10 protein-coding genes are annotated in these 13182 nt (G+C 59.3%); 7 read left to right on the forward strand and 3 right to left on the reverse strand.

Going from position 1 to position 13182, the window contains the following annotated elements:
• Positions 1-10 precede the first annotated feature (10 nt).
• The gene (locus tag CCANI_RS08560; RefSeq protein WP_146323767.1) at positions 11-736 is read right to left on the reverse strand and encodes a FadR/GntR family transcriptional regulator; all 726 of its coding nucleotides are present in this window, start codon (positions 734-736) and stop codon (positions 11-13) included.
• Between the two features lie 319 nt (positions 737-1055).
• Here CCANI_RS08560 and CCANI_RS08565 point away from each other — a divergent pair, with 319 nt between their 5' ends.
• From CCANI_RS08565 to CCANI_RS08585, 5 genes are all read left to right on the forward strand, one after another.
• On the forward strand, positions 1056-2663 hold the full coding sequence (locus tag CCANI_RS08565) for an ABC transporter substrate-binding protein (protein WP_146323768.1): 1608 nt from the start codon (positions 1056-1058) through the stop codon (positions 2661-2663).
• A gap of 122 nt (positions 2664-2785) precedes the next feature.
• Positions 2786-3751, forward strand: a complete 966-nt coding sequence (locus CCANI_RS08570; protein WP_146323769.1) for an ABC transporter permease — start codon at positions 2786-2788, stop codon at positions 3749-3751.
• Complete coding sequence (locus CCANI_RS08575; protein ID WP_146323770.1) at positions 3751-5733, forward strand: dipeptide/oligopeptide/nickel ABC transporter permease/ATP-binding protein; 1983 nt, start codon at positions 3751-3753, stop codon at positions 5731-5733. The genes CCANI_RS08570 and CCANI_RS08575 overlap by 1 nt, the downstream gene beginning before the upstream one ends.
• Positions 5730-6521, forward strand: a complete 792-nt coding sequence (locus CCANI_RS08580; RefSeq protein WP_146323771.1) for an ABC transporter ATP-binding protein — start codon at positions 5730-5732, stop codon at positions 6519-6521. The genes CCANI_RS08575 and CCANI_RS08580 overlap by 4 nt, the downstream gene beginning before the upstream one ends.
• A gap of 330 nt (positions 6522-6851) precedes the next feature.
• On the forward strand, positions 6852-7949 hold the full coding sequence (locus CCANI_RS08585; protein WP_146323772.1) for a hypothetical protein: 1098 nt from the start codon (positions 6852-6854) through the stop codon (positions 7947-7949).
• On the opposite strand, the gene CCANI_RS08590 is transcribed toward CCANI_RS08585, so the two are convergent.
• Positions 7946-9697 carry a proline--tRNA ligase gene (locus CCANI_RS08590; RefSeq protein WP_146323773.1) on the reverse strand — a complete coding sequence of 584 codons (1752 nt, stop codon included), beginning with the start codon at positions 9695-9697 and terminating at the stop codon, positions 7946-7948. The genes CCANI_RS08585 and CCANI_RS08590 overlap by 4 nt on opposite strands.
• A gap of 160 nt (positions 9698-9857) precedes the next feature.
• On the opposite strand from CCANI_RS08590, the gene CCANI_RS08595 reads away from it, so the two are divergent.
• Entirely contained in the window at positions 9858-10052 is a 195-nt protein-coding gene (locus CCANI_RS08595; protein WP_146323774.1) for a hypothetical protein, read from the forward strand.
• A 1011-nt stretch (positions 10053-11063) separates the two neighbouring features.
• Here the strand turns inward: CCANI_RS08595 and CCANI_RS08600 are convergent.
• Positions 11064-12011: a putative endonuclease domain-containing protein gene (locus tag CCANI_RS08600; protein ID WP_146323775.1), complete on the reverse strand. Its 948-nt coding sequence runs from the start codon at positions 12009-12011 to the stop codon at positions 11064-11066.
• Positions 12012-12736: 725 nt separating this feature from the next.
• On the opposite strand from CCANI_RS08600, the gene CCANI_RS08605 reads away from it, so the two are divergent.
• The gene (locus tag CCANI_RS08605; RefSeq protein ID WP_146323776.1) at positions 12737-13084 is read left to right on the forward strand and encodes a hypothetical protein; all 348 of its coding nucleotides are present in this window, start codon (positions 12737-12739) and stop codon (positions 13082-13084) included.
• Positions 13085-13182: the final 98 nt, after the last annotated feature.

Here is a 13182-nt window from a genome sequence, read left to right on the forward strand (position 1 = left end):
CCTGGGTCAGCTACCCGACAGGCTCGATGTTGCGATGTTGGCGATGCAGTGAAATCGCATGGCGCACCGGACCGTAATGCGCTTGCACAGCCGTGCGGAAAGCTGCCGCGTCTTTAGTGCGCAACGCCTCCACCATCTCCTCGTGCGATTCGATGGTGCGTTGGACGTCTTCAGTAATCGGAAGATCCAGCAGCGGAATCACCTCGGCGTGGATCTGCCATAACGCGTCGGAAAGCTCCCGAATGAGCTTGTTCTTGGTGCGTGCCAATAAAACCACATGGAATTGCTGATCCACCTTTCCGAAAGACTCCCCCTTCCGAACGTGGGCGCGCATCTCTTCCACGATGCTGTCCAACGATCCGACGGAGTCTTCATCATGCACGGCAACCAGCTCGTCCGCGAGGGATTGTTCGAGCGCCTCTCGAGTGTCAATCACCTGAAGCAAGTGATCGAAAGACTGATCCACATCCAATGTCACCCGCAGCACCATCCCCCGAACGAGGGGAGCTAGAGACATTTTGGAAATATAGGTTCCCTGCCCTTGGCACACCTGGACGATATCGAGAGACACCAGTGTGCGCATCGCCTCTCGCAACGACGAACGGGAGCAACCCAGCTCCTCGCATAACTCCTTTTCAGATGGCAATAAATCGCCAACATGCAGGTTATGGCGACGGATATAGTCTTCTATACCTTCCACCGCAGACTGCGCAGTATTTCGAGCTCGAGGTACCACGTGCCATTCTCCTCACTCATCGGGTTGACCTAGAACCGTGCTTTCATCCTGCACTGATTGTCCGCCCTAAAGCCATTCGGGGAAAAATTCTTACCAACATTGTAGTTCACATCAGACGTCTGATGTACATTCTAATCACAGGATGTTTTAAGTGAGACGGACTTTACAGGATAACCTCACTATGAACACTGTGACACAAGCTTGTCACCATTGGGGACATGTCTCAGTAGGAGCCGCCTAATATGAACTCTTGTACGAGCTGTCATAACCAGCGGTCGCCGTTGAACCCAACTTTATATCCCTTAGGGAAAGGACCACGATGAGCAAGACCTTTACCCGTCGCAGCTTCCTTCGGATCACCGGAGCCTTGGGTGCTGCAGCCGGTCTTACCGCCACCATTAGCGCCTGCGCTCCCGCCAGCAACGATTCCGGCATGCAGAGCAGCGCCCCGGAAGGCCCCGTCAAAGACGACGGCACGATCGAGGCGGCCATCTCGTACGAGCTTGGCACCAATGGTTACGACCCAATGACCACCACTTCCGCACTCACCGTCGCGGTAAACTGGCACACTTTCGAAGGTTTGACCGAGATGGATCCCGCCACGGGTGAAATCTACGCCGCGCTGGCACAGGAACTGCCCAAGAGCGGCGACAGCACCAGCGTCGATGTGAAGCTGCGCGATGGTGCGATGTTCCACAACGGCGATAAAGTCACCGCCGATGACGTCGTCTTCTCCTTCGAACGCGTGCTCGATAAGGAGAACAAGTCCCTGTACGCCTCCTTCATCCCGTTCATCAAGAGCGTGACCAAGAAGGACGATATGACGGTCACCATCAACACCGAGTACCCGACCGGCGTGCTGGCGGATCGTCTCGCCGTGGTCAAGATCGTGCCCAAGAAGGTTGTCACCGCTGATGCCAAGGCGTTCGACGCAAACCCGGTGGGCACCGGCCCCTACAAGATGACGGAAAACGGCGCGAACAAGGTTGTGAAGTTCGAGCGCTTCGCGGACTATAACGGCAGCCGCCCTGCGAAGGCCGCGAAGATGGTGTGGAACATCATCCCGGACTCCTCCACCCGCATCAACTCCCTGCAGTCCAAGAGCGCACAGGCGATCGACTCCGTGCCGTACCTCAATATCGACCAACTGGCGGCCACCCACGCCGTGGAGTCCAAGCAAGGCTTCAGCGTGCTGTTCGCCATGTTTAATAACGACGCCTCCAACCCCTTCGCCGAGGTAAAGAACCGGCAGGCGTTCCTATACGCCATCGATATTGACCGCGTGCTGGAAACCGGCATGAAGGGCCAGGCCTCCGCCACCACCTCCTTCCTGCAGGAAAATCACCCGAACTACAACAAGGCCAAGGTCGTGTACACCCACGACGAGGACAAGGCCAAGAAGCTGTTCGAGGAGACCGGCCTGAAGAAGCTGCGCATGCTGTGCACGGACCATGACTGGGTGCGTCAGTGCACCCCGCTGATCCAGGAATCCCTGAAGGGCGTAGGCATTGAGGTGGACTTCACCGAACGCAAGTCCGCCGACGTGTACAACACCATCGACGGCAAGCCCGAGGCTTACGACGTCGTGATTGCCCCCGGCGACCCGTCCGTGTTCGGCAAGGACCCCGACCTGTTGATGCGCTGGTGGTACGCGGGCGACACCTGGACCGAAACCCGCATGCACTGGAAGGGCTCCGAGTCCTACACCAAGGTGCAGAAGCTGCTGGACGAGGGCCTGATGGCCAGCGACGAGTCGGATGCGCAAAAGAAGTGGAACGAGCTCTTCGATCTCATTTCCGAAACCGTGCCGCTGTACCCGCTGTTCCACCGCAAGACCCCCACCGCGTGGGACTCCGCCACCCTCAGCGATTTCAAGCCGATTGATGTGACCGGGTTGAGCTTCCTGGACGTGGGATCTACTAAGTAGCACCGAGCGGTTCGCACCGCTATCCACACCCGGCGCGACCGCGAATGGCGCTGCAGTTTTCTGAGCCATTCCATGTTCGCGCCGGGTGTTGTCATTGTTTCCAACTTGCAAGAAAAGTCGTCATGTCTAACCTTCTTCGTCTCATTGGTAGGCGGCTTGTCGCCCTGCCAATCATGATTTTGGGCGTCACATTTCTAGTGTTTTTCGTGATGTCGTACAGCCCCGCCGACCCCGCGCGCTTGGCTCTTGGCGAATCCGCATCCCCCGAGGCCCTCGCGGCGTACCGGGAAGCAAACGGTCTCAACGATCCCCTGCTCGTGCGCTACGGAAAGTTCCTGCTTGGCATGCTCCAGGGCGATCTGGGCACCACCGCCGGTAACACCCCCGTCACGGACCAAGTGAAAACCGCCTTCCCCATCACCTTGCAGCTCACGTTCCTTGGCCTGTTTATCGCCGTTGCATTCGCACTGGTATTGGGCGTAATCGCGGCGTTGTATCGGGACCGCTGGCCGGACCAAATCATTCGTGTGTTCTCCATCGCCGCGCTGGCCACGCCGTCGTTCTGGCTCGCGATTTTGCTGATCCAGTGGCTAGGCACCATCCCCGGCGGCTGGGGTGTGTTCCCCGCGATCGTCACCCGCTGGGTGTCGTTTAGCGAGGACCCCGCCGTCTATACCAACAATATTTTCCTGCCCGCCCTCGCCTTGGGCGTTCCGGTGGCCGGTTCGCTGGCCCGCGTGGTGCGCACCTCCATGGTCGAAGAGTTGGACAAAGACTATGTTCGAACCGCGATTGGCGCAGGTATTCCAAAGGCTGAGGTGGTTTCCCGCAATGTGTTGCGGAACGCGTTGATCACCCCGATTACGGTGTTGGGGTTGCGCGTTGGTTACCTCATGGGCGGCGCCGTGATTATCGAGATCATCTTTAATATCCAGGCCATGGGCCAATTGATTCTCGACGGCGTGACCCGCAACGATGTCTTCCTCGTACAGGGTGTCACGCTGACCGTTGCCGTGGCTTTTATCGTCGTCAATATTGCCGTGGACATGCTGTATGTCCTGGTCAATCCTAGAATCAGGAGCATCTGATGCGACGCAAACTCACAACCGAACTGGAAAGCAAGGCCGGCGGCCGGTTTACCCAGCTGCGCAAGCTGCCCATCGCCTCCAAGATCGCATTGTTCTTCCTTTCGCTGGTGGTGCTGTTGGCGGTGTTTGCCCCACTGATCGCCCAATACGATCCCCTGGCCTCCGGCCCGCCGGTAGTCCCACCCAGCGGCGAACATTGGTTCGGCACCGATGCGATCGGCCGCGACGTGTTCGCACGCGTGGCCTACGGCGCCCGCTCCTCCCTGGTGATCGGCCTGTGCGCCACCGCCGCCGCCCTCGTGGTCGCAGCGGTCCTAGGCTCCATCGCGGCCACCGCCGGCAAGGCCGTCTCCGAGGTGCTTATGCGCATCCTGGACATCATTATGTCCTTCCCCGGCATCGCGCTCGCAGCTGTGTTCGTGGCCGTGTGGGGCAACGCCCTGCCGGTGCTAGTGTTGGCCATCGGCTTCCTCTACGTCCCGCAGCTATCCCGCGTGGTGCGCGCCAATGTGATTAGCGCCTTCGGCGAGGACTACGTCTCCGCCTCCCGCGTGATCGGTGCCTCCACCGCGCACATCCTGATCAAACACGTGGCCAGAAACTGCCTGGCCCCCATCGCGGTGTTCGCCACGGTACTGGTCGCTGACGCCATTGTGTTCGAGGCGTCGCTAAGCTTTATCAATGCAGGCGTGAAGCCGCCGAACCCATCGTGGGGCAATATTCTGGCGGACGGCAAGCAGCTGCTGCTTTCGGGCGCGTGGTGGCCCACGTTCTTCCCCGGCCTGATGATCCTGCTCACGGTGCTCGCGCTCAATATCCTGGCGGAGGGGCTTACGGACGCGTTGGCCGCCCCTGCGGTGAAGCCAAGCGCGGCGTCGAAACCCGAAAACGAAACCGTGACCGAAGAAAACACACTCGGACAAACTTCCGAAGAGCAAGCGCGCGCCTCGCTCAATGCCTCGCTGGCAGCGCTGGCCGAAGCGGAGGCGGAAAGCAACCGTCGGCTGGTGTACTCGGACACCGCCGAGCCGCTGATCGAGGTGAAAGACTTCTCTATCGCCTTCCCCAATGCGCACGGCGATGTCAAGATCGTGGACAATGTCAGCTTTAACGTACGCCCTGGCGAAACCATGGGCCTGGTCGGCGAATCCGGCTGCGGTAAATCCATCACCGCGATGGCCATTATGGGGCTACTGCCCAAGACCGCCATGATGAGCGGACAGGTGCTGTATAACGGGCGTGACCTGCTAAAACTCACCCCGGAAGAGCACAATGCATTGCGCGGGCACGAGATCGCAATGATCTACCAGGACGCGCTGAGCGCGCTCAACCCCTCAATGCTGATTCGTACACAGATGCGGCAACTCACGCGGCGCGGCGGCAAACGCACCGCGGAAGAATTGCTGGAATTGGTGGGCTTGGATCCCGAGCGCACGCTGCGTTCCTACCCGCACGAGCTGTCCGGCGGGCAGCGGCAACGCGTGCTTATCGCCATGGCGTTGACCCGCAACCCGCGCCTGCTGATCGCCGACGAACCCACCACAGCGCTCGACGTGACGGTGCAGCACCAGGTGGTGGAGCTGCTGAACGAGCTGCGCGAAAAGCTTGGATTCGCAATGATTTTCGTCTCGCACGATCTCGCACTGGTGGGCCGTTTGGCGCACAAAATTACGGTGATGTACGCGGGCCAGGTCGTGGAGCAAGGCGCCACCTCCGAATTGCTGACGAACCCGCGCCACGAATACACCCGCGGCCTGCTCGGCTCGGTGCTATCCATCGAGGCGGGCGTGGATCGGCTGTACCAGGTGCCGGGCACGGTGCCCTCGCCGCGTGAGTTCGTCGACGGCGACCGCTTTGCCCCCCGTTCTAGCCACCCGAATGTTGGCCTGCACGAGAAACCGAAAATGCGGCACATCGAGGGCACCACGCACTCCTATGCCGCCACCGATGAGCTGCTGCAAGTACTTGGAGAATCGTCATGAGCGAGCGCACCCCCATCATCGAAGTCATCGACGGCAACGTTGTGCACAAAACGCGCACCGGAAAACTCTTTCGACCGGACACGGTGCACGCCAACAAGGAGATCAATTTCCGCGCCTACCGCGACGAAGTGGTGGGGCTGGTCGGCGAATCCGGCTGCGGCAAGTCCACGCTCGCCCGCGTCATGGTCGGCCTGCAACCGCTGACCAAGGGCACGATCCTGTTTAAAGGCAAGCCGCTGCATCACCGCGGGCCGCAACGCCGCGAGCTGGGAAAGTCTGTTTCCGTGGTGTTTCAAGACCCCGCCACCTCGCTGAACCCGCGCATGAGCGTGCGCGATCAATTGCTGGATCCGCTGCGCGTGCACCACGTAGGCACCCCCACCGAACAGGAAAAACGCGTGCGCGACCTGGTGAGTCTGGTGGGCTTGCCGCAATCCGCGCTGGAGGTTTTGCCGCGGCAGATCTCCGGCGGCCAGCGGCAGCGCGTGGCCATCGCCCGAGCCCTCGCGCTCGACCCGGACCTGATTATTGCCGACGAGCCGACCTCGGCGCTCGACGTTTCCGTGCGCGCCCAGGTGCTCAACCTGCTCTTGGATTTGAAGAAGGAGTTCGGCCTGGGTCTGGTGTTTATCTCGCACGATATTAATACCGTCCGCTACGTGTCCGACCGCATTTGCGTGATGCTACGCGGCGAAATTATCGAGGAAAACACCACCGAAAACATTTTCAATAATGCGCAACAGGAGTACACCCGTACGCTGCTTGCCGCAACCCCCTCGCTGCTCTAATCGGCCCGGTCAAGGTGGCACACCAGGCGCGTGTGCCACCGTTGGCGTTTCGCGGTCCGGAGGCCGCACGAACCCCACGCGGCCCTGGGCCCATGCCACCCCTAATGTCGGTTTCCGCGCCGAAGTTTCGCTCGCCGCGTAGGCGTGGACTTCACACGTGAAGCTACACTCGAGGAAATGCGGAGCGATTCTTTTGTTTTCTTTGAACCAGATCATGCGCCCAATGGATCCGTGCAGGTCAGCTCGCTGCATTTGCCCGATAGTCTGCTAGCGCCGCGATTGCAGGCCCCGCCATCCACGGGGAGAAAAATCACGAAAGCGTTTTACAGCATGAGCCCCCGCCTGCAGCCGGAGCTTATCGGCGATCGCTGCATCCGGGTGCGCGGCAGCGATACCGACGGGCTCGTGGAATTCGCCGTGATTCACCAGCTTGGGCTAGCGCACATTGAGGGCCAGCGCATACTCATGTTTGGCGATGAATCCGCCGCCTTTTCCTCCGAAACGGGTTCCTGGTACCTCGCCGTGGCCCCGCGCGCGGGATTATTGGAAACGCTCCGTTACGCAGAGGCGCACCTGAGCGAGCACCACCACGATTTCCTGGTGATCCGCAATCTCAGCACCGATGAAACATACGTTCAAGGCCGCCCGAACGGCGACGGCTCCTGGGTAATCGAATATAGAAACGGCCACCGCGATCGCCATTATCAGCTGCCCGTCCCCAATGTAAAGTGGGTCGCCGGGCTTATGGATCTCTGGATGACGCGTGACCGCCGCTTCCTAAACCAACCGTGGAAAAAGGTCGGCTACGATTTCCTCCTGTTCCAGCCCGACCCCGAGCACCCCCTCGGCTCCGTAAACTTTATGGAAACCCCGCTCGCCGCCCGCTATTATGCCCGCCCGGCCACCTCCCAATTCCTAACCGCGGTGCTGCGCAACCTCACCACCAGCGTTTCCGCCATCCCCGGCGTGTCGCTTTTCGACGCCCCGCACATCACCGGCGATCGCTGCATTCAGGTCACCGTGGCGCAATCGAGCGCCCCAAAGATGTTCCCCTTCCTTTTGGAATTCGCGGCAAAAAACCAATTGGGTCTGCTCGATCTCTTCCGCCACCTCGTGTTATTGTTCGGCGATGAGGACCTCCGGGTGGAGGTAAGCACCCCGGAATGGACCCTTCCCGGCGTGTCCTTCGCCGGGCTTCCTGCCCTGCTGCAGGCGGCCACCCAGGGCCTCTTCGACAACAAACCCGTGTTCGAATTTCACGTAAAAGAATCTGGAACGTTAATCACCGCCGAATACGAACTGGGGTTCTGGGCCATCGGCCGCGGCCGACAGGTCCAAGAGGTCAAAGAAGCGCAAGAAGCGGCGGACATCATCCAGGCATGGTGCGTGCCCGAACGTGTCCGCCGCCAACAAGCGCAACGCGGCTAACGCAAAATCTCCACGATGCGCTCCGCAGCGCCTTCGAAATCGATTTCGGTTGTATCGCCGCCCCGCTCGCGGAATTCCACCTTGCCATCTTGGAAGGAGCGGCCCAGCACCACCACATAGGGCATGCCCAACAGCTCGGAATCCTTAAACTTCACGCCGGGGCTCACCTTCGGGCGATCATCGAATAGCACTTCAACGCCAGCGTCGGACAGTTGCTGGGCCAACGCCTCCGCAGCCTCCGCGGCGGCGGCATCCTTATTGGCCACCACAACATGCACTTGGAACGGCGCAACCTCGACCGGCCAGTTCAGCCCTTTTTCATCGTGGCGCTGCTCCGCCAGCACCGCCACCAACCGGGACACGCCGATGCCATAGGAACCCATCGTGGGCACCGAACGCTTGCCCTGCTCATCCAGAATCTGCACGTCAAAGGCCTCGGTGTACTTGCGGCCCAATTGGAAAATATGCCCAATCTCAATGCCGCGTTCCAATGTCAGCACCCCTTGCCCGTCGGGCGCGGGATCGCCGTCCCGCACCTCTGCGGCTTCGATCACACCGTCGATCTGGAAATCGCGGCCGGCGACTAACCCAACAACGTGGCGCTGCCGGGCGTCGGCACCCGTGATCCACGCGGTACCCTTAGCCACCCGCGGATCGGCCAGGACACGCACCCCATTCGCACCCAAGCCAACTGGGCCGACATAGCCCTTGACCAGGAACGAACTCTTAGCAAAGTCCTCATCCGAGCACAGCTCCACGGTGGCGGGCTCCACATTCGCCTCAAGCCGCTTCATATCCACCTCACGGTCGCCGGGCACCAACACACCCAACAACTCCGGCTCCCCACCCGGCTGGGTCAGCTTAAGCATCAAACACTTGAGCGTGTCGGAAGCCTGTACCTCGCGGCCGTCGATAGTAATGCCCGCGCTACGCGCCCACGCGACCAACGTTTCAATCGTCTCGGAATCGGGCGTCTCATGCACCACCGCCTCCGGCAATCCTTCGATCTCACGTTCGGCGGCGGGCGGGGTCACCACCGCCTCCACATTCGCGGCGTAATCCCCTTCCGTGGCGCGCACAAAGGTATCCTCGCCGGAAGGCGAAACGGCCAAAAATTCCTCCGAAGCCGAACCGCCCATCGCGCCGGAAGTCGCCTTACAGATCACATATTCGACACCAAGGCGATCGAAAATACGCTCGTACGCGCGGCGATGCGCCTGGTAAGAATCATCCAAACCCGCGTCCGACATATCGAAGGAATACGAATCCTTCATCACGAACTCCCGGCCCCGCAAAATGCCCGCGCGAGGGCGCTCCTCGTCGCGATACTTCGTCTGCACCTGATACAGCGTGACGGGGAAATCCTTATACGACGAATACAGATCCTTCACCGCCAATGTGAACATCTCTTCGTGCGTGGGGCCGAGGAGATAATCCGCATCCTTGCGATCCTTCAAACGGAACAAACCGGCGCCGTACTCCGTCCACCGATTCGTAGCCTCGTAGGGTTCACGAGGCAGCAACGCCGGGAACGCAATCTCTTGCGCACCAATAGCATCCATTTCCTCACGAACCACACGCTCAATATTGCGCAACACCTTCAGCCCCAACGGCAACCACGAATACACACCCGGGGCGACGCGGCGAATATAGCCAGCGCGGACAAGGAGCTTGTGGCTGGGGACCTCAGCATCAGCCGGGTCCTCGCGCAAGGTACGCAAAAAGAGCGTAGACATACGAGTAATCATGGTTGGTTAGTTTACTCATACCTCCACCAAACGGGGGTATGAGCTCCGGCTTTAGGGGCGCGGCGAGGGGGTGGGTTGCATGCGTGCTTTCGGCGGCAGCGGGGTGCCCCTCCGCAGCATCGGTGCCGTTCTGCAGCTTTCGCCACCACAAACTGTCAGCATGCGCGATCACACTGCACTGGAACACATCGGGCAGCTGAATGCGGTCAACCCACGACGCATCACCGCAGACACAGGCTACCAAGGTAGCGGACGCAAAGACGTACCCCTGAGCAAGCACAAACACCAGTGCAACAAGCAACACGGGGAAGCCGAATATATAGTCGAGCAAAACGTCGCACATTTGAAGCGCTAGAGAATCCTTGCCACCACGGCCGCAACGAACACCCCGGCTTCGCCATTAAAGAAGTCGACGCCGCATACGATCCCTCGAAGCCCACTCGCACACTCCGCCCGTATTCCCCACCCGCAGAATCTGCCTGCGTTTCTTGCCGTGGCAGATCTGCCTGAGGCAAATTCGTCGCGGCCGCATTTCCCCAGGAAAACTCGGCCCAAAAATCAGGCAGATCCCGCGCGGCCAGGCAGATGTGACGGGGCAGGACAGCTGTCAGGCAGATTTGACGTGGCTGGTGAGTGCGGGTTCGGTGGTTGACAATCGATGTGGTTCCAACGTGGGTGCAGCGGCTGTGACCTATTGCGCGTAACAGTGCGTTAGCCTCCAGCGGCCTTTTGTTGGGGTGGTGTGGAGGATCTGCCTGGTTTTCTGCCGTGGCAGATGTGCCTGAGGCAGATGTAACACGGCGGTTTCGCGTTCCTGCGGAAACACCACCACGCGACGACCCGTGTGTCGAATCTGCCTGAGCGCGGAAAATCGGCGGCCCTCAGCGCGGAAAATTCCGGCCCCCAACTCGCCACATCACTTGGCGTGGTGTGGAGGATCTGCCTGCATTTCCGCCCGCGACAGATGTGCCTGAGGCAGATTCGTCACGGCTGCATTTCCCCAGGAAAACTCGGCCCAAAAAACCAGGCAGATCCCGCGCGGCCAGGCAAATGTGACATAGCCGGAGCGCGAACAGGCAGATTTAACGTGGCCAGGGAAACGAAGGCGCTTCAACTACGGGCAGTTGCGGGGTGTGGCGGGCAGACGGAAGTGGCGGGGCGGGAGCGGGGCACAAAAACGGCCGGGGTGTGCCGAGTTTCGGGCTCACTGAACAGTGTTTGGTCTCACCGTGCCGGTTGTGGGGTGTGCGGCGCGCAGCAACGAAACAGGTCGGCGCGCGAGCCGCAGTACTGGGGTGGTGCCGCGAGTATTCGGCCGTGAGGATTCGGCCCGTCGGTTTCGGCTGTTAGGGTTCGGCGTCAGGATTCAGCCGTTCGGATTCGCGTCGGGTTTTGGTTTTTGTGTGGTGTTGGTTTCGGCGCGGTGGATGGCGCGGCGCAGGGTGGTGATCAGTTCGCGGGGTTTTTGCAGTAGCCCGTGGGTGATACGTAGTGGTTCCCAGCCGAGTTCGCGTAGCCGGATCAACACTTTGGCATCGTAGTCACGTTGGCTGCGTTGAAGGTGGTGGGCACCGTCGTAGAACAAACCAACGCGGATATCGGGCCAGCCGGAATCAAGCACGGTCAGCAGGGGTGTGCCATCGTCTGCCAGCGCACCGGAATCATAGATCGGGATTTGCACCTCCAGGTGTTGGCGAAGCTGCTCGGCAATCAACCGCAACACAGTCTCCGGAGGCGACTGCGCACCCGTGCGGGACAGCTTCAACAGTTTTTTCAACTGGCGGGCGCTGAAAATATTCCGCGCGATGTCACGCACCAGCTGAAAGTTCAAGGTGGTGCATGCGCGCAGCGCGTCAATCAACTGGATGGCGCGGACCTCCCAGTTAGCAAGGTTGGGTACTTGGTAGACCCACCAGGAGTGGCGGTCGCGCTGCAGATCAATCAAGCAATCCACCAGGGCGTATTCGGGGGCAACGACCTGCATGCCGGGCAGTTCCTGATCCGGTGTCCACACCCTGGTGCCCGGCCGCAGCCTGCGGCGGGTGGCGTCGAACACGCTGTGGCTGCGTTGGAAATTACTGGCCACGTGCAGGGTGATGTGGGCGTCATCCACCCAGTACTTCAGGCCGGCGTAGGCTGCGGCGGCCCAGCCGCCGATAATGACATTCGGGGTTTGGGTGAAATGCGCCCGAGCCCGCAGCATAATCGGGGCGGCAAACCCCAGGCGCTGCGGATGATACCGCGAACCCCACTCCACCTCCCGGGAAGCACGGCAATACCCACGCGGCATGGCAAGCCGGCGAGTGATGTTCACGAAAGAAGTGTCAAGCAGTTTAGTGCGACGCTGAAACAAACCCATAGCACCAGTGATAACCCTAAAACAGCACAAATCCTAGGGGTTTCCCAAACACACCCCACCAACCTGTGGATAACTTGAAACAATCCACAGGCACACAGGGTTCCAGCGGCCACAAGGTGGCGGACAGCACGCCAAAAGGGTATGATGCCACCGCAACCGCAGAAAAAGGCCCGAAAAAACAGCGCTGTACTGGGGGCTTACTTACACGGCTCGTTCACATAACAACAGCCAGGGTGCACAATAGTGCCAACACCAACACCACAAACAGCTCGGGAACAAAACGAATTATCCATCACGTTGGAGTGCCGCTAACCAGCTGCCGTTGGCCAAGGTGATGACCCCACCGGCGGAACACTTACTCGTATTGGCCTAAGCGGCACAAGAACTTCTCGTTTCGCTTTAGCATAGATTCATTATACTTCAACGATGTATAGCTTTTGCTGTATTTGCCGACGTTTAGCAAAACCTTGCCTCCAAAAAACGTAGAACCTGAGTCAGCGTAAATCATATTTGCAGCAACAAATCAAGTGATAAACCCCACAACTTGCCAACCTTAATTGACGGAGGTTTTTTCGATGTTAAAATCTAGCGAGGACCGCCTACTAAAGTTGGTAGCGGCAATCCCTAATGGGACATGATCTAGCAATCGGAAATAATTCCTATTCAGCCTTGGAGGTCACATGAAGCAGGACGGCTCACCGGCTTTCTCTCTGAGCATCCATTTTTTCGCTAACGAAGATAAGATAGCAAAATTAAGTGAGGAAATTGCTTCCATTTTGAACTATCAAGAACCATGGGTGATTGCTGAATCGGAACGCTATATCACAGACGACCTCAGAGAACAATGGAAATGTGAAAACCAATTTAAAGCAATCTCGAACGAAGTCTCGCGCCAAGTCACGTTCAATTTCCCATCGGCTAAACTCTCTCAAGCTGCAACAAATACTGCCAGGGACTACCTTGAGGACCTAAAGCCGGATGTTAGCCATAGCATAATCGCATGGTTGACCATTACTGACGTCGACTAAAAGCAGCATCGATGTCGATTTGTCTACGTCGATTTGTCGATTTGCGATTCATGACAATAATGTTTTGGCCTATATGACCGTACGGGGCCGCACGAGCC

This window comes from Corynebacterium canis (genome assembly GCF_030408595.1).
GTDB lineage: Bacteria > Actinomycetota > Actinomycetes > Mycobacteriales > Mycobacteriaceae > Corynebacterium > Corynebacterium canis.

Excerpts from the sequence above, each read along its gene's own strand:
- CCANI_RS08565 (WP_146323768.1), top strand. The coding sequence starts at position 1,056 with ATGAGCAAGACCTTTACCCGTCGCAGCTTCCTTCGGATCACCGGAGCC.
- CCANI_RS08570 (WP_146323769.1), top strand. The coding sequence starts at position 2,786 with ATGTCTAACCTTCTTCGTCTCATTGGTAGGCGGCTTGTCGCCCTGCCA.
- CCANI_RS08575 (WP_146323770.1), top strand. The coding sequence starts at position 3,751 with ATGCGACGCAAACTCACAACCGAACTGGAAAGCAAGGCCGGCGGCCGG.
- CCANI_RS08580 (WP_146323771.1), top strand. The coding sequence starts at position 5,730 with ATGAGCGAGCGCACCCCCATCATCGAAGTCATCGACGGCAACGTTGTG.
- CCANI_RS08585 (WP_146323772.1), top strand. The coding sequence starts at position 6,852 with ATGAGCCCCCGCCTGCAGCCGGAGCTTATCGGCGATCGCTGCATCCGG.
- CCANI_RS08590 (WP_146323773.1), bottom strand. The coding sequence starts at position 9,697 with ATGATTACTCGTATGTCTACGCTCTTTTTGCGTACCTTGCGCGAGGAC.
- CCANI_RS08595 (WP_146323774.1), top strand. The coding sequence starts at position 9,858 with ATGCGCGATCACACTGCACTGGAACACATCGGGCAGCTGAATGCGGTC.
- CCANI_RS08605 (WP_146323776.1), top strand. The coding sequence starts at position 12,737 with ATGAAGCAGGACGGCTCACCGGCTTTCTCTCTGAGCATCCATTTTTTC.